21 protein-coding genes are annotated in these 19044 nt (G+C 62.4%); 18 read left to right on the top strand and 3 right to left on the bottom strand.

From position 1 onward, the window contains the following. Window positions 1-1016 precede the first annotated feature (1016 nt). The 4 genes from ACVWY5_RS34270 (at window position 1017) to ACVWY5_RS34255 (ending at window position 3058) form a co-directional block, all read left to right on the top strand. The gene (locus ACVWY5_RS34270; protein ID WP_038377878.1) at window positions 1017-1217 is read left to right on the top strand and encodes a hypothetical protein; all 201 of its coding nucleotides are present in this window, start codon (window positions 1017-1019) and stop codon (window positions 1215-1217) included. Window positions 1218-1249: 32 nt separating this feature from the next. Continuing rightward, the gene (locus ACVWY5_RS34265) at window positions 1250-1459 is read left to right on the top strand and encodes a hypothetical protein (RefSeq protein ID WP_028337087.1); all 210 of its coding nucleotides are present in this window, start codon (window positions 1250-1252) and stop codon (window positions 1457-1459) included. A gap of 540 nt (window positions 1460-1999) precedes the next feature. Beyond that, window positions 2000-2182 (top strand): hypothetical protein, encoded by a 183-nt coding sequence (locus ACVWY5_RS34260; protein ID WP_028337086.1) that lies wholly within the window; start codon window positions 2000-2002, stop codon window positions 2180-2182. A gap of 96 nt (window positions 2183-2278) precedes the next feature. Then, window positions 2279-3058 (top strand): Crp/Fnr family transcriptional regulator, encoded by a 780-nt coding sequence (locus ACVWY5_RS34255; protein ID WP_456671747.1) that lies wholly within the window; start codon window positions 2279-2281, stop codon window positions 3056-3058. A 221-nt stretch (window positions 3059-3279) separates the two neighbouring features. Here the strand turns inward: ACVWY5_RS34255 and ACVWY5_RS34250 are convergent, their stop codons facing one another. Both ACVWY5_RS34250 and ACVWY5_RS34245 read right to left on the bottom strand, forming a co-directional pair. Next, on the bottom strand, window positions 3280-3684 hold the full coding sequence (locus tag ACVWY5_RS34250) for a baeRF12 domain-containing protein (RefSeq protein ID WP_028337084.1): 405 nt from the start codon (window positions 3682-3684) through the stop codon (window positions 3280-3282). A 299-nt stretch (window positions 3685-3983) separates the two neighbouring features. Then, window positions 3984-5042, bottom strand: coding sequence for an ATP-binding protein (locus tag ACVWY5_RS34245; RefSeq protein ID WP_028337083.1), 1059 nt, complete (start codon window positions 5040-5042; stop codon window positions 3984-3986). A 402-nt stretch (window positions 5043-5444) separates the two neighbouring features. Here ACVWY5_RS34245 and ACVWY5_RS34240 point away from each other — a divergent pair, with 402 nt between their 5' ends. The 9 genes from ACVWY5_RS34240 (at window position 5445) to ACVWY5_RS34200 (ending at window position 12111) form a co-directional block, all read left to right on the top strand. Beyond that, a complete protein-coding gene (locus ACVWY5_RS34240) occupies window positions 5445-5858 on the top strand; it encodes a cupin domain-containing protein (RefSeq protein ID WP_028337082.1) in 414 nt (137 codons plus the stop codon). A gap of 196 nt (window positions 5859-6054) precedes the next feature. Continuing rightward, complete coding sequence (locus ACVWY5_RS34235) at window positions 6055-6660, top strand: sulfite oxidase-like oxidoreductase (RefSeq protein ID WP_028337081.1); 606 nt, start codon at window positions 6055-6057, stop codon at window positions 6658-6660. Further along, window positions 6653-7399 (top strand): FAD-binding oxidoreductase, encoded by a 747-nt coding sequence (locus ACVWY5_RS34230; RefSeq protein WP_028337080.1) that lies wholly within the window; start codon window positions 6653-6655, stop codon window positions 7397-7399. The genes ACVWY5_RS34235 and ACVWY5_RS34230 overlap by 8 nt, the downstream gene beginning before the upstream one ends. Before the next feature lie 230 nt (window positions 7400-7629). Next, a complete protein-coding gene (locus ACVWY5_RS34225; RefSeq protein WP_028337079.1) occupies window positions 7630-8316 on the top strand; it encodes an antibiotic biosynthesis monooxygenase in 687 nt (228 codons plus the stop codon). Window positions 8317-8659: 343 nt separating this feature from the next. Beyond that, window positions 8660-9595 (top strand): LysR family transcriptional regulator, encoded by a 936-nt coding sequence (locus tag ACVWY5_RS34220; RefSeq protein WP_028337078.1) that lies wholly within the window; start codon window positions 8660-8662, stop codon window positions 9593-9595. Further along, window positions 9592-10329, top strand: a complete 738-nt coding sequence (locus ACVWY5_RS34215; protein ID WP_028337077.1) for a peroxiredoxin-like family protein — start codon at window positions 9592-9594, stop codon at window positions 10327-10329. Before ACVWY5_RS34220 ends, ACVWY5_RS34215 begins: the two co-directional genes overlap by 4 nt. A gap of 12 nt (window positions 10330-10341) precedes the next feature. Then, window positions 10342-10623 (top strand): N-acetyltransferase, encoded by a 282-nt coding sequence (locus tag ACVWY5_RS34210; protein WP_028337076.1) that lies wholly within the window; start codon window positions 10342-10344, stop codon window positions 10621-10623. Between the two features lie 201 nt (window positions 10624-10824). Next, on the top strand, window positions 10825-11400 hold the full coding sequence (locus tag ACVWY5_RS34205; protein WP_028337075.1) for a cytochrome P460 family protein: 576 nt from the start codon (window positions 10825-10827) through the stop codon (window positions 11398-11400). Between the two features lie 165 nt (window positions 11401-11565). Then, window positions 11566-12111, top strand: coding sequence for a DUF1993 family protein (locus tag ACVWY5_RS34200; RefSeq protein ID WP_028337074.1), 546 nt, complete (start codon window positions 11566-11568; stop codon window positions 12109-12111). A gap of 286 nt (window positions 12112-12397) precedes the next feature. Here ACVWY5_RS34200 and ACVWY5_RS34195 read toward each other — a convergent pair whose 3' ends face one another. Then, window positions 12398-13762 carry an MFS transporter gene (locus ACVWY5_RS34195; RefSeq protein WP_038377876.1) on the bottom strand — a complete coding sequence of 455 codons (1365 nt, stop codon included), beginning with the start codon at window positions 13760-13762 and terminating at the stop codon, window positions 12398-12400. 544 nt (window positions 13763-14306) lie between these two features. Between ACVWY5_RS34195 and ACVWY5_RS34190 the strand changes: the two genes are divergently transcribed. The 5 genes from ACVWY5_RS34190 (at window position 14307) to ACVWY5_RS34170 (ending at window position 19003) form a co-directional block, all read left to right on the top strand. Then, window positions 14307-15224, top strand: coding sequence for an NADP-dependent oxidoreductase (locus ACVWY5_RS34190; protein ID WP_028337073.1), 918 nt, complete (start codon window positions 14307-14309; stop codon window positions 15222-15224). Window positions 15225-15493: 269 nt separating this feature from the next. After that, on the top strand, window positions 15494-16930 hold the full coding sequence (locus ACVWY5_RS34185; protein ID WP_051376321.1) for an MFS transporter: 1437 nt from the start codon (window positions 15494-15496) through the stop codon (window positions 16928-16930). An 89-nt stretch (window positions 16931-17019) separates the two neighbouring features. After that, window positions 17020-17439: a cupin domain-containing protein gene (locus ACVWY5_RS34180; RefSeq protein WP_028337072.1), complete on the top strand. Its 420-nt coding sequence runs from the start codon at window positions 17020-17022 to the stop codon at window positions 17437-17439. 93 nt (window positions 17440-17532) lie between these two features. Further along, window positions 17533-18486 carry an L-histidine N(alpha)-methyltransferase gene (egtD, locus tag ACVWY5_RS34175; protein ID WP_028337071.1) on the top strand — a complete coding sequence of 318 codons (954 nt, stop codon included), beginning with the start codon at window positions 17533-17535 and terminating at the stop codon, window positions 18484-18486. Between the two features lie 58 nt (window positions 18487-18544). Beyond that, a complete protein-coding gene (locus tag ACVWY5_RS34170; protein ID WP_028337070.1) occupies window positions 18545-19003 on the top strand; it encodes a DUF3788 domain-containing protein in 459 nt (152 codons plus the stop codon). Window positions 19004-19044: the final 41 nt, after the last annotated feature.

Raw genomic sequence — 19044 nt, 5'->3', positions numbered from 1 at the left:
TGCGCACAAGCTGCGGACTAGCGGAAAATGAATGATTCACGGCGCGATGCAACTTTTTGAGCGAACGTCAGCAGCGGGTCACACTCTAAAGTTAGCAGGCGTTCCGCCGAAGTCGCTAAGCCCCGGTGAGCAGACATCCGCAGACCGCGCCATGAGGTCCGAAAGAGGCCAAAGAGGCCACCAACTGAGGCGGCCTTAGTCTGTCGGCTCACTAGGCAACTCGCGCTTCTGCGCTTCGTACTGCTTGATCAACAGCAATGCCCTCCAGGGTCAGTTGATCCGTGGTCCGCATGGATAGTGCCCTGTACTCGTCTGCCGGGTTGAACACGAGAATAGTTCCGCTGCTTCTTGTCTATGCCGCAACGAACGGGCCCGATGCCCATCACTTTAGGCAGCGCCGCCAAATGCATTCTGAGTTGTCACCCACCAGACCGTGTCAAATACGGATCCAAGGATCCAGCTAATCGGTCAGCCACTTGTCTGGCGGACAGCGTGGACTGCTCTTCGGGATGAAGCGAGCCGACGGAATTCACGACCAGCCCGCTACAGGCGGCAAGAACAACTATCGCAATCGCAGCGATATATTTGGTGCTCATGACGATGGTCCCTTCATCGCCCCATGAACTAACTGGGCACTCTCAGAAATGGTTCCCGCGCGCAACGATGGCATCGAGCGCGAACTCAGTAAGCCTTGGGATGCGTCGACCTCCCACTCCGGGCTCCTACGAATGGAATATCGCGTCGGATCAAAGATCAAAGGAACGAAAGCGCACGCCAGGCTTTAGAGAGATGCGAGACTGCCGCTCGCTGGTAGAAAACCGGCGCATGTCGCGGATAGCCAAAGGTCGCTACCAAAGACCCGCTGTTGTGAAAACGAGCGCTCGCGCAGATAGCCAAAAGCGGCGGTCTCCGGTTCCATTCAAAAGTCGCTGGCCGTGCCTCCATTGAGTTTGCGGAGGGCTAGGTACGATGTTGGACATAGCTGGCGTTGCCTTTACCGGAACGAGAGCAATTGCATGGACCATCGCGTTGACCTTGACCACACACACAGCCGCGCCATCGTTCGAGAGATCGGCGAGAGATTGGGCGCGTCGCTGAAGCCAGAGCCGGAACTACCCGAAGGACTTAAACAGCAAATCGACCGGCTCCGCGAATTGGAGGAGCAGTCACCATCGATCATTCCGGCGGCTGAGCGCTGGGACAAGGTTCGCCGCTGAGCGAAAGACGGCTCGACCGAATTGGATGAGCAATGCCATCGGTGAACCGCCGTGCGCCAAAAATTCTGAAGGAGTACGGCGAGGCGCAAGCCGAATTGATCGGCAAAGCCGTCGTCCTTACCGATGGAAAGGCGGGCACGATCGAGTACGTTTGGCTGGACGAATTGCACGGGCTTCGGATTTCGATCAAAGGTCACGACGGAAGATGGCCGGTCTCAACCATCAAGATCACAGAGAATTAGACCTTCGCTCGGCCGCGCGCAGCACAGCGCGTCCTTTCAGATCAGTCCAATCAAGATGAAAAGAGCGATTTCGGCCAGGAAAGTGATGCTCATGATCGCGACTGTAAGGAACACGTCGCTCGCCGAGACAAGGTTCATGAATGCCTCGCATCTTGCGAAGCCCCAAGAGTAAATCATCTGGCCAGAAAATGTTTCGGTTCCAAACGCAGACGGCGCTAGATGCGAGCGGTGCTGACATCCGAGGCGGCCTGATAAAAGGTAAAGCCGCTTAGGGGCAAAAGCGCCAGTTTGAGCCTTAGCGGGCGACTTCCGGTCTTACGCCATGTTCGGACATGTCCCAGTGCCGCGCGAACTGACGCGAACAGCCAACAGACAGGATGCCCAACGAGGGCTGCTGCGCATTTGGCGATGCATGTTGGTCTCTTGGTAACGCACGATCAGTTGCTCAAGAAGATCTGGATCGGACAACCGCGATCTTCGGTCTGTGGCCGACCCTGTTGCTCGCCGGCATCGTGGTCGCGGCGATCGGCAAAGGATTCATTGGCAGACGATGCGCTGGATGCAGCCGTTGCCCAAGCGCTGGTGGGTGGCGCTGTCCTCGCGCTGGTGGCGCACGCGATGATTCCGGTGGCGCTGGAGGGGGGCCCGCTGGTGGTGCTGTCGATGGTCGCCAGATTCCTGTTTCCACTATCTCGCACTCGCCAAGTCTTTCGTTTCAGTTGACGAACGCAATAGTTTCGTCCGGAATAGCCGCTGCCGGTATTGGCTTACACAACACTTTGGCGAAACCAAATGATGCTTAGCGCAGACGTATCCAGCATGCTGGATCGCATTCTAGATGCAGCAACCGACAACCTCAGATTCGCGAAGATTCTTGTCCAGATGGGTCTCGATCCCAGTAGCGTAACCTGGAACGACATCTTCAGCCGCCTGCTGGAAATCTTTCTGCACAACATCACCCTGGCAAACATGTTCGCCCTGATCGGCGCGATCTTCTTTGTCGCCACCCTGCTGACGCACACCATGGTGCCGCTCCGGGTCGCCAACATGATCGGTTGCATATTCTTCGCCATCTTCGGTGCGCTCACCGGAGCCGTCACGACATTTCTTCTTTATCTCCTGATGGTTCCCATCAACGCCTACCGTCTTCGTCAAATGCTCGCTCTCGTGAAGAAGGCGCGCGCCGCAACACAGGGCGACACGTCGATGGAGTGGCTCAAGCCGTTCATGACCCAGCGCAAGTATCGCAAGGGCGATATCTTGATGAAGAAAGGTGACGCAGCCAACGAAATGCTGCTGACGGTTACCGGCAGATTCCGGGTCATCGAAATCAACGTCGATGTTCTGCCGGGCCGCCTGATGGGCGAACTTGGTTTCCTCACACCCGACAACCGCCGGACCGCGACGATCGAATGCATCGAGGATGGCCACGTTCTGACCATCACCTATGAAAAGCTGCTTGAGATCTATTTCCAGAACCCGCAGTTCGGCTATTACTTCCTTGTCTTGACCAGCCAGCGCCTATTGGAAAATCTCGCGCGGGCCGAAGCCATCATCGCGCAGAACAAGATCGCGGTGCCGACGGCCTCCGCGAGCTGACGGTGGTGCGGCTCGATAGATCCCGGCCACCGCCTTCGGCAAAACCTGGACCAAGCGAACCGCTCTTCCGAGCAATGGCAATCTTTGCCTTCCTCCGCTCGGCAAGCTTCGTGCCTCAGGCCTTGAGGTAGGACAATTTCTTGGTCCGATAGAGCAGAACTGCCTGAAAAAGGTAAGTTCGTAGAATCCGGCCCTCGCTTGAAATCGTTTCCCGGAGCGTGTCAGGCGTCGGCGATCAGTGAGGCGATGTCCTCGAGCGGACGCTGGCTGAAGTCCTTCGCGAGTTCGCCTATGATCTTGCCTATCAGGTCGCGGTGGTAGTGCTTGCGCATCTCCCCCAGGGTCCTGGGATCTGACACAACGACCAAGTGTTCTATGGTCCCGTCGAGGCTGAGCTTGTTCAGGAACGCGGCCGTCGCTGCCGCGAAGTCGTCCTCGACGAGCCGCCTGCCATCGGGGTTGGCGGAGCCGCTGCGATGTCGCGCGCCCGAACCTGAGCGGGCGGGCGCAGGCGGAGCCGCCGTGATCTCGACCAGGTGAACCCCAGGCTTCACGCCCGTATTGTGGAACAGTCGCATCGTCTCGCCGTCAGCGACGGCTACTGTCGTACCGGTAGGTAAAATCATCGAAAGCCCTCCGTTCAGGATCCGCATAAAGGCCGGCGGGCTATGACACTCGCATGCCAGCGCTCCACGACGCCTCTTCGATCAGTTCAGAGCAGGGCAGTCCCAACGGCGGCCGAAAGAATCGACGCGTCGAACGCGGCGATCTTGGCGGCTGAGAAGTCGGTGGCGCTTGGAACGTAGCTCCCGTACTCGACGAGCGTGACCTCGGCATCGGCCGAGCACGTGGTCTGTCTCGTGGTCGATCGGACGGTCGAGGCGGCCGGGCGGGATCATGAACCGGTCTCCAGGTATTTGCGCCGCTACAACATCGGCGCCGCCGTCGCTGGGCTTACGATGTGGAATACGCCGCCGTCGTGTGACCGCGTGTACGCGATCTCCGTGTCGACGATACTGCTGGAGAGCCCCGCCGCGTGCACGCGCGGGAGGAAGAGGCGCACTAGCGTGCCGGCACCCCGCTCACCCTCTATAAAGACCGCGCCGCCTCGTCCCTCAGCAAAGCGCTGGACCTGGGGGAGCCCGAGGCCGGTGCCACTGCCCGCGGCCTTTGTTGTGAAGTATGCGGTGAAGGCCTGCGAGAGGAACTCCTCGGTCATGCCCTCTCCGTCGTCGGCGACGATGATCTCGACGAACTCCCGGCCGCGAGACTCGACGTTTCGCGCCGCGACGGTGATCGCGCCGCCGTTCGGCATAGCATCGGCCGAATTTCGGCAGAGGTTCAACAAGGCGAAGTACAACTCTTCTGGGCCGGCATTGAAGGCCCATAAGTCAGAGGCGATCTCGGTGTTGATCGTGATGTCCGGACGCAACGCCCGGTCAAGCGAGGCCGCCATTGCTGCGAGGCGATTGCCTTCGACAGGTCCGTCAATCGAGTTGGGGCCCGGTCGCGCAGCGTCGAGGAGCTGCCGGTTGAGTAACGCGCCTCGCGCGATCGCCTCCTGCATTCTGCCGATGATGGCCTTTCGCCGCGCGGCATCGTTCTGGCGCTCGAGCAGCCATAGGCTGCCGTCGATTACGGCGAGAAGGTTGTTAATGTCGTGGGCGACCAGCTGCGCTATGTCCGCTAACGCTTTCACCGTCTCCCGCCTGCGCGGGGCGACCGAGCCACGCGTGTCGGACCGCGCGTCGGTGCGGCACAAAATCCCCGAGACCTCGCCGTTGGGCCCGACAAGCGGGATCTCCACGCACCTGGGCGCAATGAGGCCGTTGCCGCGATCGCAGGCGCCCCGCACCCTCGCGCTGAACGCATGCCGCACGCCAAGCGCGACGCCGGCGCTGTCCACGAGCACGACGACATCCTCCGGCGGTGGATCTTCGACAGAGCCGGGTAATGAAACGCCGATTGTCTTTTTGATCTGCATATCGGGCCTCCTCACCTGCGATCGTTCAACGGAACGCCGACTTCGGCCTGGACACGAGAGCGGGCGACACAGGTCGAAGATTGAGTCCATGACGGTCGAAAGGAAAATTACCTCTCGCCATGGAGTCGATAGCCGGTCGTTATCGGGAATGGCCGAGAGACGCTTGGCACCGCTGCGGAGGCCGTGCGGTGCTTCCGCCTGCAAGCACTCGCCCGAGCGGAACTCTCGGCGATCGAGAAGAGATGTTCACGTGCCTACGGCCATCATAACGCGTGGCTATCGACTTCATGGCGTGACGTCATTTCCCATTCGCCGCGCGCAATCCCATTCTGACGAGCGTGAGCGGCAACCTTTCGCCGCCGCTCCGACACCGAACAAGGGTCCACGATCAGGAGGCTACCAATGTCAGTGAAGCAACCGGTTCTTACGCCGCCCCAAGGCGGCGAGACGGTGACCTCGAGCGGAGGTTCGAACGTCGAGATGAAAGTGGAGAGCAGCCAGACCGGAGGCGAGTATAGCGCTGTGCTGTGGACGGTGCGGGCCGGCGAGGAGCCGCCGCTGCACACCCACTCGCGCGAGGACGAGCTGCTCTACGTGGTGCAGGGACAGCTCATCGCGCGGGTCGGCGATACCCGCGTCGAGGTGGGGCCGGGTGCCTACGCAGCTCTTCCCCGCGGGGTGCCGCATACGATCGAGGTGGTCGGCGACCAGGCGACCCTGCTGCTTAGCTTCGTGCCGGGTGGGCTGGAACGCTTCTTGGTCCCCCGGAAAGGCGAGCAGCCCGATCCGGCCGCTTTCGGCCTGACGTTCCCTTAGGGCCGGGCAGCGTGCGTGAACGTGCGCCCGCTCGGGCCTGAGTGCCGGCCGCGCGCGACCGGGCCAGATGATTGGCTCCACGCGCCGGGCGGGCGCGCCTAACTGCCTCCCGGCTTGACGCCAACTAGCGCACCGCTGCGGTCGTGGTGGGTGCGCCAACCTAAGCTCCTTTCACCGCCGACGGAGGAAATCCGCTATGGTCACTCGCGGTTTCACAGGCCGCCAATCCGGATCAGAACCATCGCACCGGATTCCCCCGGGACAGCACCTCGTCGACAATTTTCCGGTGCTTACAGCCGGTCCCACGCCGCGAATCGAGCCCGCGGACTGGACTTTCACGCTCAAGGTCGGACCTCGTCCGGTCAAAGAGTGGAGTTGGTCGGAGTTCAACTCGCTCCCGCGAACCAAGATGACGCGAGACATCCACTGCGTGACCTCGTGGTCAAAGTTTAACACCGCCTGGGAAGGCGTGGCCGTCGACGACATCCTCGCCGAAGCTGGCCTCAGCGCACCCACTCCGTTTGCACTCGCACATTGCTACGACGGATACTCCACCAACGTGCCACTCGCCGACCTCGCAATGGGGAAGGCGATGGTCGCGCTCAAGTACGAAGGCCAGCCGCTGCCGCGCGACCATGGGGGGCCCGCGCGCCTGCTCGTGCCGCATCTCTACTTCTGGAAGTCGGCGAAGTGGGTGAACGGGCTTCAGTTCACGGAGCACGACGAGGCCGGCTTCTGGGAGCTGCGCGGGTACCACATGTACGGCGATCCGTGGAAAGAGCAGCGATACACGAATGACTGAAGCGATTGCCGCAACCGCGCGATGGCAGAGCTGTGCGATTGTCGAGATCGCGACGAGAACGCAGGCTATCAAGAGCTTCTTTCTCAGCCTCTCCGAACCGTTCGACTATAGGGCCGGACAGCACGTTGACGTGCGGCTGACTGCGCCCAACGGCTTCACTTCTGTGCGCAGCTATTCGATCGCCTCGGCCCCGAGCGATTCCAAGGTGATTGAGCTGGCGATCGAGCGCCTCCCGGACGGTGAGGTGTCCCCGTTTTTCCACGACGTCGCCCAAGTAGGCGACACGATCGAGCTTCGCGGGCCACTTGGCGGACACTTTCTCTGGCCGGGGCCTGTCAACAAACCAGTGCTCCTGATCGGCGCAGGCTCGGGCGTCGTGCCGCTCATGGCGATGATCCGGTATCGGAAGGCCGGCGGAGAGCCAGTGCCTGTAGCGCTGTTGCTCTCCTCCAGGACCTGGGGTGACGTGCCGTTCAGGGACGAACTCCTCGAGCTCGAGAGGTCGCTTCCCGATTTCGCACTCGCCTTGGCTCTGACACGCGAGCCGGCGACGCGCCGCACCGACTTCAGCAGGCGGATCGACTGCAGGATGGTCACTGACGTCGCAGGGCGGCTGCCTGCGTCCCCCGGCTGCGCCTTGGTGTGCGGGTCGAACGCCTTTGCCGACATCGCGGCGGACGCCGCGCTCGCTTTGGGACTGGAAGCCGGGGCGATCAAGACCGAACGCTACGGCGCTTGAGAGACGAGAGGATAGTTTTCGCAAACGCCGGATTCTCCGCGCGGCCTGTGGCGATCGCGGTCGCGCTGGAACCAAGGATACGCAGCAGTGAACGAAACGGGAGCCATCCGAATGCTGTCCAAGACGATCGATGTCGACGGCTCGAAGATCTTCTGCTGTGAAGGCGGCGCGCACGGCGGGGGCACTCCGACATCGAGATCGTCGCAGCACTCCAGAAGCGGGATACAACCATGTTTTCAGTGATTTTCGAAGTCGTCCCCAATAAGGAGAACTGGGATGACTACCTCGACAACGCAAAAATGTTGCGACCTGAGCTGGAACAGGTCGAAGGCTTCGTCGATAACATCCGCTACAAGAGCCTGACCCGCGAGGGCTGGATCCTTTCGCTTTCGAGCTGGCGTGACGAAAAGTCGCTCGTCCGGTGGCGTACCCGCATGCGCCACCACGAGGTCCAGCAGAAGGGCCGCGACGAAATCCTTGCAGACTACCACCTCCGCGTAGGTCAGATCACTGCCGACAATCATGTGCCTGCGGGGTACGCCCTCACGGAGCAGCGGCTCGACGAGACCGAAGTCGGCGAGGGAACGACGGTCACGTTGATCAACGCGACGCGCCCCGCGAAGTGGAAGCAGACTGACAACCCGTACGACTGCGCCGAATGGCTCGGACTGAACCCTTGGGCCGCCGACTGCACGTCCTGGGACATCTTCGACGCAGTGCTCACGCCCGGTGACCTGATTCTGCTCATATCCTGGAAGGACGCCGTTGCGGCGCAGGCCTACGAGGACGCTTCCGCGCCGAATGACAAGGCGAGGGTCCGGAAAGTGCGGATCGTGCGCCACTACGGAAAGTACGATCGTCGCGAGGCGCCTCAATACTACGCAGATGCGAAGGGCGGCGAGACCCTCCACGCCTGACGCCGATCCCGATGATTCGCCCAGACATACTGACGGTTGACGAATTGTCGTTGGCGCTTCCTCCGCTGGTTGCCGAATGATTGATCTCTGCGCTGACGATCATGCCTTGGGATCGCATACACGCGGCGCGGGGGCCGGTCCGGTTATCGCCTACCGCGCGGCGCACTGGTCCGGCTTTCAGAGATTCCTGAAAGCGTGTCCGTGCGTCCAAATCAATAGGCCGAGCCGTTCCAACGTGTGCACGCAAGTTGCATCTACGCCACATGATTGCGACGTGCCCGTCACGTCGTCGAGTGCAAAGGCTCGTCAGTATCGACGGCCGCACTTTGACGGAGAACAACCTATGGAGCTTCATCAAGTTCGCTACTTCCTCGCCGTGGCGTCCACGCTCAACTTCACCCGTGCGGCCGAGCAGTGCAATGTCACGCAGCCCGCCCTGACCAAGGGGGTGCAGAAGCTCGAGCAGGAGCTCGGCGGCCAGTTGATCTACCGCGAACGCCAGCTGACGCAGCTCACCGACCTTGGAAAGGAAGTCCTTCCGATGCTGGAGCGCACACTGGCCTCAGCAGAGGCCGTGCGTCGCCGGGCTCAGGAGTTCCAACGCAAGGAGGTCGCGCCACTGAAGATCGGTCTCGCCCCTTCCATCTCGGCGTCGCTCGTCCTCGATCCGATCGCGGAGATCGCAAAGTACGTCCCTGGACTTCACGTCGAGCTGCGCGAGTGCGCGGCGGAGAAGCTCGTCGACCTCTTGCTTGAGGGCGAGATTAACGCCGCAATGGTCGGCGACGTGCAGGACGTGCCCGCCCGCATCGACGACTGGTCGCTGTTCGAGGAGCGCTACGTCGCAGTTCTCGCACCGACACACCGCCTCGCAAATCGTGCCTCGATCGGCATCGACGACCTCCGTGAGACCATCTTGCTGGAACGCGCCGAATGCGACGTCGCGCCGAAGATCCAACAGTCGTATTTCCCCGAGAAACCGCCCCAACTCGGCCACTGCAGCGGCCACGACTTGCACTTGCAGCACATGGCCGCCGCCGGCTTCGGCGTAATACTCGCGCCGGAGCACATGCCGCGCCTTCCGACGCTCAAGAGCATTCCGCTTGAAGGCGACCCGGTTTCGCGCGAGGTGCGGCTACTGGCTGTGCAGGGGCGCCGCTACTCCCCGGCACTGGACGCTTTCGTCAAGGTCGCGCGGCTTCGCGACTGGTCGTTCGAAGTCCCCGACCGGCGTGTACTGCACGCAGCGGTCCCAGAGGTGGCGAGGGCGTCCGCATGACCACGGCGCGCACTCTGGTGGCCAACCGCTTCCAGCCAACCGATCCGCAGCCTGACGAACCCCAACCGATGACAAATCAGACCGACAAGACACTTGCCCGGATTCGCACCGAGCTGTTGACGACGTTCAGCAGCGCGGACTTGGAGTCATACAACCACCTCGTGGGCTGGCTTCGGGATACAGACGTGGCATCGCAGGCGTTGAAGGTCGGAGACGACGCGCCAGACTTTCTCCTGCCGGATGCCGACGGCCGTCTCCACTCCTCCGAACAGCTGCGCCGGAACGGACCCCTGGTCCTGAGTTTCTTCCGAGGCGGCTGGTGCCCGTTCTGCACCGCAGAGCTCTGCGCTCTTCAGGCCGCGAAGGATGAGTTCGAGAGCGTCGGCGCGACCCTCGCAGTCGTGACACCCGACACAAGAGACTTCCCGCGGCAGCTCAAGCGAAGTCTGGGCTTGGACCTAAACGTGCTCTCCGACGTCGACTACGGCGTTGCCATGTCGTATGGCGTACTGTTCCGGGTGCCCGACGAGACCAAGGCGCACTATTCAGAGCAAGGCTTCGACTTCGGCGCTCGGCACGGGTCACCGGTCTGGATGTTGCCCATTCCCGCGACCTACGTGATCGACGCGAAAGGCCGGATCCGCAGCGCGTTCGTCGAGCCCGACTTCACCAAACGGGAGGAGCCGGCGCAAATCTTGGCCTCGCTGCGCCAGGCCGCTTCCACGTCCCGATGAGGGAGGCAGAAGGTGGAGAGCGACATCCGGGACAATCCGGCAATGAGCCGGTTTGAAATGCCCCTCGGCGACACCGCGCTCGCGGTCGCCTACTACAAGGTCGAAGACGGTCGCGTCGTCCTGCTCCACACGGAGGTGCCACAAGAGCTCTCCGGCCTAGGGTACGGATCGATGCTGGCGCTTGGCGTTTTCGAAGCGTTGCGACGCGGCGGGAAAAGAGTAATCGCGAAGTGCCCCTTCATGTCCCCGTACGCCGCTCAACACCCCGAGTACGCCGTGCTCCTTGATGGCTGATCGAAAAACGGACGGCGCGCACGCGCGCACAACGCTTGGGCGACGATACCCCAAGACTATCGAATGCATGTCCAAAGGGAATTTCCGATTTCGTCGGCTGTGTCCGATCCTCAGGTCCGCTGGACCGGCCGAGCGTGCGGCTGGCTCGACATTGATTGAAGCCATTGCGCCGTGCCGTGCGCGGGCATCAAAGGAGACCCCATGAAATTATCGAGGACTGTCAGCCTGGCCGTCGCCGTCTCGCTTGTCGCCGGCACCGTGGCGGGGCTCGCTCAGATCAGCGGAGCGGCTCCGGCCAACCCGACAGCGAACGTCGCGGACGCCGCCGGGCACCTGCGTGTGCCGGCAGACTACCGAACCCTCTACCAAGCGCTCGGGAACTGGGCAATTGCCGCCGACAGCGGCCAGGGTTCGAAGGAAATGCACGCCGTCTACGCATCCCCGGGGGCAATCGACGCCTACCGGAAGACAGGGCACTTCCCGGATGGCGCCGTTCTGGTGAAAGAGGTCTTCGCAACCTCGACGAACGAGATGACCACCGGCACGGTAAGCCACGCCGACAAGCTCAAGGGTTGGTTCGTCATGGTGAAAGACAGCAAGGGAACGCACCCCGGCAACCCGTTGTGGGGCGACGGGTGGGGATGGTCGTGGTTCGATGCGGACAAGCCGCTCAAGACCACCTCGACGGACTACCGTTCGGATTGCCAGGGGTGCCACGTGCCGGCTGAGGCCACGGACTGGATTTATGTGAATGGATATCCCGTCCTGCGTCACTAGGCGGCCGTATGCGCGGGCGCTCTCCTCTTGCCGCAGTTTCGCGGAGGCAATGTCGAAAGCCGCAAGCTGGTGCGGCAAGCCGGAAGATTGAAGAGCGTGTTGTGACCATTCGTTTCGGCTATCGGCCTGGCGGGTCCGATCGACGTTCGGAGTACAAACGAGCGCATGGAGTTCGACGTGTCCTTCTCGGTCTATGACATCACGGTCCCTGTCATGGTGCACGGACTGAACGTGATGGACGACTATCTCGATCACGCTCAAGCACTCGAGCGGATCAGGGGGATTGAGCCTGGGAGGATCCTTGGCGAGCGGCTCGCGACCGACATGCTGACTTTCGGAGAGCAGTTTTCCGTGAGCTGCAACAAGGTCTACGCACACATGGCGAAGCTGATGCAGCGTGACGTGCCAGCACCCCACAACGTCGCCATGATGTACCCTGCATTGAAGGCGCGGCTCCTCGATACGCGCGACTTCTTGCAAAACGTGCGGCCGGACGAGATTGTCCGCGCGCAGTCCCACACATACGAACTGACACCGCCTATCGTGCGTGGGTGGTTCGGCGGCGACGATTACATCCGGCACCTGGTGCTGCCCGACTTCTTCTTCCACATCTCGATTGCGCACGCGATCCTTCGGCATCTCGGCGCGAAGATCGGGAAGCGCGACTACCTCGGCAACCTCAGTCAGCAGAGCGGCGGTGACTACTCATGAGAGGCGGACGCGGCGCGGGACACAGGCCCCGCCCAAAGTTCGCGCCGGAGATTCGCGCCTTGATGGTGGGAGCGGCTAGCAGCAGCGCTCGTCGACTCAGATAGCGTTCAAATGCGGGACGCAGGCACGTCGTCCGAGGCTGTGTGACGATATCTGCGCTATGTGCGCGCCGCCACAGACCGACGCGGCTTTCGACAAGCCGCCGCCGAACCCGGGGCTCGTGAATCGACCATCAGCCGTGGCATCCGACAGTTGGAGGATCGTTGGAGGAGGTGCCGCATGCTTTCTAGGCCTCTCCCGAGCCGCCCGCTTTCGCCGCGGCCGGCGTCGGGGTTATTGCAGTTGTCAAGGCGCCGCCGATCGAGGTCACGGCGGCTACGGCGAGACCGACTTCGTAGCCAGATTCGAAAGACGCGACACCGGCGGCCAGTGCCACGCCGGCAAGCTGCGCAATCCGGCTTGCCGCATTGTTGATGCCGGAGGCGAGCCCTTCGTCCGTCTGGTCAACGCTCGACAGGACGGACGCAGTCAGCGGTGCCACGAGCACGGCGAAGGACAGGCCAAGCAGCATCATGGGCGCAATCACGCTGAGCATTAGGGATTCTTCCTGGCCGAGCGCCATCCAGACATAAGCAAGCGCCGCACCAGCCGGTCCAGCGATGAGCATGGTCCGCGCACCAATCTTGTCCGCCAACCCACCGAACACGCCCGACAGAAGTCCCACGCCGAGCGTGAAGGGCAGGAATGCCAGCCCGGCGTCGGTCGATGACAGGGCGCGGCGGTCGATGAGTTCAAACGGGAGCAGGAAGAACATGATCGAAACCCCCGCGTAGATCATCAGGGTCGCGACGTTCAGCCCAAGAAAGGCGTGGTTCTCCACTAACCGAGGTGGCGTCATCGGGTGTTTGCTTATGCGCTCCCAGAACGCGTAGAGAGCGAGCCCGACAATGCCAAGCCCGGCGACGATCGCGAGCACCGTACGCGGCTGGGCTGTAGCGTCCGCGGCGGCCCGAGCGCCACCGGGGCCGATCTGACTGAGCGCCCAGGCGAGCGCTCCGATCGCGGAAGCGAGGATCGCGGCGCCAATCACGTCGAACCTTCGGTGGATGCGCTCATCCTTGGGTGCGAAGACCAGCAGAATCCCGACGGTGACGAGCGCCAGCGGCGGGTTGATCCAGAACACGGATGGCCAACCAAAAGTCTCGGTCAGCCAGCCGCCTAGGACAGGACCCCCGGCGGTGGTGAGAGCCGATGCCGCGGCCCATAGGCCGATCGCCCGGTTCCGCTCCGCGCGCGGATAGGTGGCCCCAATCAGGGCGAGGCTTGCGGGCGTGACGATCGCGGCGGCCGCTCCCTGTGCGACGCGGGCAGCGATCAGCCATGCGGGCGAAGGCGCCAGCGCACAGGCCGCGGAGGCCAGACCGAACAGGACGCAACCGAGCCTGAGCATGCGCGCCTTGCCGTAAACATCCGCGAGCGCGCCGCCGATCAATGTCAGCGAGGCGAGCGCCAGCATATACCCGTTGAGAACCCATTGAACGGAGGCGAGGTCGGCTCCGAAGTCAGCGCGCAATCTCGGTAACGCAACGGGCAGCGCTGTCCCATCGATGAACGCCATCGAGGACGCGAGTACGCAGGCCGCGAGCACCATGCGCCGGCGCCGAGGCGGCGCTTCCCGCCCGAGCTCTCGCGGACAGGGTTCGGCATCGATAACACCGCGGCTGCAGCGCTCTACAAACGGCTCCGCCTCGTGGCGACAAGCTCGCCGTCTCTGGCTTGTAGGAGGGGTCATTTGCAGTCTCGTTTTGGATTATTAGCTGCGTCTGGCAGCGGTCTCACATCTTGGCGGTCGAACCCCCGCGATGGAAATCACCTCTCGCCATAGAATCAATCGACGATCGTTATTGCCGCTCGCTGCGTGGCGTGATGCCGTCGCGGCCTACACACTTGCCTGGGCTTACGAACGACAAAGAGAGCCGTCGCAGCGCTATTCCCAGCTGCTATCGAAACTATACCTGCCGGCTATTGGAAAAGTTCGTCCCGCGTTGTGATCAATAGCTACGTCGACCACCAGCAAAGCGCTCTTCCGCCTCGCTTTCGGAAGCTACCCATGGCCGCTGGCATGGATATGTCGAACGGGTCTTATCGACGGAAACTATTCGGCGAAGAGACAAGTAACTGAGGAGACAATTCGTATGAAGGCGATCGTCGTAACGGACCGGACTGCGGGAACGGCCGGAATGACGCTCGTGGAGCGGCCGGAGCCGCAGGCGGCGATCAACGACGTCGTCGTTCAGATTCATGCGTCGGGATTCACCTCGGGCGAGCTGACGTGGCCCTCGACGTGGACCGATCGCCTCGACCGTGACCGAACACCTTCGATTCCCGGGCAGGAACTGGCCGGTGTGGTTACCGCTCTCGGCTATGGCACGACGGGGCTGTCAGTGGGACAGCGAGTGTTCGGCCTTTCAGACTCGTATCGCGGCGGCACGCTGGCTGAGTATGTGGCTGTCGAGTCACGCAACCTCGCGCCGCTGCCGGGCGACGTCGACTTCACGGTGGGTGCGAGCGTAGCGATGCCGGGCCTGACCGCGTGGCAGGGACTGTTCGTGCACGGCCGCCTTCGGGAGGGGCAGAGCGTCCTCGTGCACGGCGCGGCAGGCGCAGTCGGGTCGATGGTGGCGCAACTCGCACGATTGGCCGGCGCCTATGTCATCGGCACCGGACGTGCCGCCGATCGTCAGAAGGCGCTCGACTTCGGCGCGCAGGAATTCATCGACCTCGAGAACGACGTCCTCGAAGACGTCGGCGGAGTCGATCTGGTGTTCGATGTCATCGGCGGCGGCATCACGAAGCGCTCTGCTGGCGTGATCCGGCCCGGAGGAACACTGGTGACCATCGCCGGGCCGACCGAGGCGCGGCCCGCCGACGGTCTGGCGATCGACTTTGTTCTCGTGTCAGATCGCGCCCAATTGGGTGAGATCGTCCAGCGGGTGCGGGACGGACGACTTCGGACGAACATCGGCAACATAGCGACCCTCGGAGATTCCGTCGCTGCGTTCAATCCAACCACGCGGATCGTCGGGAAGACAATCATCCGCGTTCGTCCATAGCGAACTCGGGGAAGGGCGAATGATCCTGTCCTCTTCGTGGGTCACCATCGCGTCGCGGAAGATCCTGCCATGCAGCACGGGCACCTCATCAGGAGGAAGAATGTGACGTTTGATCATCCGATTTTCACGGGTCGGCTAGCGCAGTCCCCTGATTGGCTGCAATGATGTTGCGAGGAGTGATCCGCGAACGGACACGGCGGCTCGGCTTCGTGCTGCTGACCAATGAGTTCGCGCCGCTAATCGCGCAACCTAACCTGAGGGATTAGGTCGTGAGCAGCGCATCCCTGATTCTGGCCGACCGCGGCCTGGCGCTGTCCGAGCCGAAGGCCGTCGGGGCGCAGGGCAGCGCCAAGGTGCTCGCCGCGTCAAGCCTGGGCGGCTGCCTCGTGTTCGTCAGCAGCGCCGTGGTCACGGTCGCTCTCGCGGCGATTGGCCGAGACATGCGTCTGTCGCCGCTCGACCTGCAGTGGGTGATGAACGCCGAGCTCCTGCCGCTCGCGGCCTTGACCTTGGTCGCCGGCGCTCTGGGTGACCGGTTCGGACAGAAGCGGATCTTCCTCGGGGGGATCGCTCTCTACGGCTTGGGCGCGGCCGCGATTGGTTTCGCGCCGAGTTTCGCGCCGCTCATCGTCGGCCGCTTCCTGCAAGGCTTGGGCGAAGCCGTGATTCTGCCGAACGGCCTTTCCGTGCTCGGGCGGGCCTTTCCCGCCGACAAGAAAGCGCGTGCGGTCGGGATCTGGTCCGCCGCCGCGGCTGTTGCCAGCGGCGTCGCGCCCGTGATCGCGGGTGCGATCCTCGATCACGGGTCTTGGCGGACCGCCTTTCTGATGCTCCTGCCCATCGTCGCCGGCGCGCTGGCCGTCGGCGCCGCGTGGATATCCAAGGACGCCCCGACCGGCGACGCCCGGATCGACGTCGGTGGGGCGGTCCTTTCAACTGTCGGGCTCGGCGGCCTGGGCGCGGGGCTGACCAGCCTGACGAACGGTTCCGGTCCGAACCTTTGGGTGCTCGTTACCCTGATCGTCGGTCTGGGCAGCTTCGCCGGCCTCATCGTGAGCCAACGGCGGTTGGGCGAAAACGCCATGCTGCCTCCGTCCCTCTTCGCCGCGCGGTCGGTCGTCGGCGCGAACCTGTTCAGCGCGCTCCTCTATGGGCCGTTCACGGTCATGCAAACCTTGATCCCCTTCGTGATGATCCGGGGCGCGCACCTCTCGACGCTGGCGGCAGGCCTGGCCTTCATTCCCCTGCAGGTGCTGATTACCGTCGTCTCGCCGCTCGCCGGTATGCTCTGCCGCCGGTTCGGCCGGCGCCTGCCATTGTTCGCCGGCGGCACCGTCGTCGCCTTGGGATGCACCATGGCGCTCCGAGTCGGTCCGAACGCGACCTATTGGGCGGACATCTTCCCCGGCATCCTGTTGCTGGCGCTGGGCATGAGCCTGGCGATCGCGCCGCTGACGACCCTCGTCCTCACCTCCGTCGAACCCGATCGCGCCGGAACTGCGTCGGGCGTCAACAGTGCGGTCTCGCGCGCCGGCTCGCTCTTCGCCATCGCCCTGCTCGGCGGCGTCCTGCAGCAGGGCGGTCCTCAGCTATTCTCAGGATTCCACATGGCGATGGCGGTCGCCGCGGTCGCCAGCGTTTTCGCCACGCTCGCGGTGTTCGTTATTGAGCCGGGGCCCCACGTTGACTTCATCCCGCGAGACTGAGCCGTTTGGTGTCCGCATTCGGCTGGCGAGCAAGTCCAGGAGGAAACAATGAAGAACGAAGACCGCCTATGGGCAGAAGGAAAAAGCTCATGAAGATCCGAACCATTACCGCGGCCACCTGCGCCGCCTTCGCCTTCTCGATGGCCCGCCCCATCCACGCGAATGATGGCGAAGCGCAAATCGTCACAAAGAAATTTGAGGCGGCCATTCCCAATATCCCCGGTAAGGCGTTGCTCGCCGTGGAGGTCGATTATGCGCCGGGCGCGGCCTCTCTGCCCCACACCCATGCGAAGTCGGCCTTCATCTACGCCTACGTGATGTCGGGCGCGATCGAATCGAGGGTGAACGACGGTGAGACGCGCATCTATCGGACAGGCGAGGGCTGGTCGGAGCCGCCGGGTGCGACCCATTCGATCAGCCGCAACGCGAGCAAGACAGACCCCGCAAAGCTGCTCGCCGTCTTCGTCCTCGATGCCAATGACAACCCGCTGACGACGCCCGTCAAATAATCTACTCGCTGCGCCAGGCAACAATCCACGGTGATGATATCGGCCGCGAGCTTATCGCGACCGTCATCTGCCGTGCCCCCGAAAGCGGAAAATATGCTTCACGTAACTAACAGCATCGATCCTGTTGAAAATGTATTCGCCCGAGACGTCGTCGGCGGGTTATCCGCTGATGTGAAGACATTGCCGAGCCGTTGGTTATACGACGAGCGTGGATCTGCACTTTTCGAAGAGATAACGAGGCAGGATGAGTATTACCTGACTCGAGCCGAAACGTCGATCTTGCGAGAGCGGGGGCGTCACATCGCCGATTTTGTAGAGTCTGGCGCGATCCTCATCGAATATGGTGCGGGAGCTGGCGTTAAGACTGAGCTCGTGCTGGCAGGGTTGCGTAACCCACGAGGCTACGTTCCGATCGATATCGCCGCCCCCTTCCTTGCAGAAACGTCGAAGAGGATCGCTTCGCGCTTCCCATCGCTCTGGGTCCGCCCGATAGAGCGCAATTTCCTGGATGTATTCGAAGTCCCGTTTGACAGCTGCTATGGCGGCAGGACTGGATTTTTTCCGGGCTCGACGATGGGGAATCTGGACGCGATCGAGGCGAAGACCCTGCTTACGCAGATGGGGCGACACCTGGGCGACGACGGACGCGCCATCATCGGTGTCGACCTTCAGAAAAGCGTAGATATGCTTCTCCGTGCTTACGACGACAGCGCGGGCGTGACGGCCGCTTTTAACCTCAACCTCCTTGAGCGGATCAACACCGAACTGGGCGGCGACTTTCGTTTGGAGCAGTTCGAGCACGCGGCGCGCTGGAACGAAATCGACAAGGCCGTAGAGATGCACCTGGTCAGCTTATGCGATCAGCGCGTTACAATCTGTGGGCGGACGTTCAATTTCAGAACGTCGGAAACCATCCACACTGAGAGCTCCCGAAAATATACTGCGGAGAGCTTTGAGCAGCTCGCCCGCTCCGGCGGATGGAGGGTTGCCGAGGCTTGGCAGGATGCGGACAGGCTATTCGGCCTGTTCGGACTCATTCGCTACTGAGGGGCCGATCGTGCGGCCCACCAAGTTTCCCGAAAAAGAGTGGTGTAAAGGAAGCGGCATGGAGCAGTCCCCCCAAATCGGCGACAGGATCACCGACAAATCAGCATCGCCCGATGACACCACGGTCCGCGACTGGATCGGGCCGAAGGCGTTCGAGCATTGGGCCGAACTGCGGAACTGGATCGAGGAACACTACCCCGGCGTTTTCGCGCCGGATTGGCTCTATCGTGGACAGAAGCGCGGCTGGTCCCTGCGTTACAAGAGATCCAAGGCTTTCTGCACTTTTCTGCCGGAATACAGGAAGCTTTCGGTCGAGGTGGTCTTGGGGACAGCAGAGCGAGAGAAGTTTGAGGCGCGGCGCTACGAGTGGCGCACGCAGCTGGTCAAGCTTTACGATGAAGCGCAAACATATCCTGATGGAAAATGGCTGAGAGTTGCTATCTCATCCGCAGCCGATCGACATGACGTGACGGAGCTTTTAAGTATGAAGCGTCGTTTTCCACGGTCGGGCCGTTGAGACGCCCGCGCCGTGGTGGTCTCCCAGATCAGATCGGCGCG

The sequence above is a fragment of the Bradyrhizobium sp. USDA 3256 genome (genome assembly GCF_054058275.1).
This window is presented reverse-complemented; position numbering and strand designations above follow the sequence as displayed.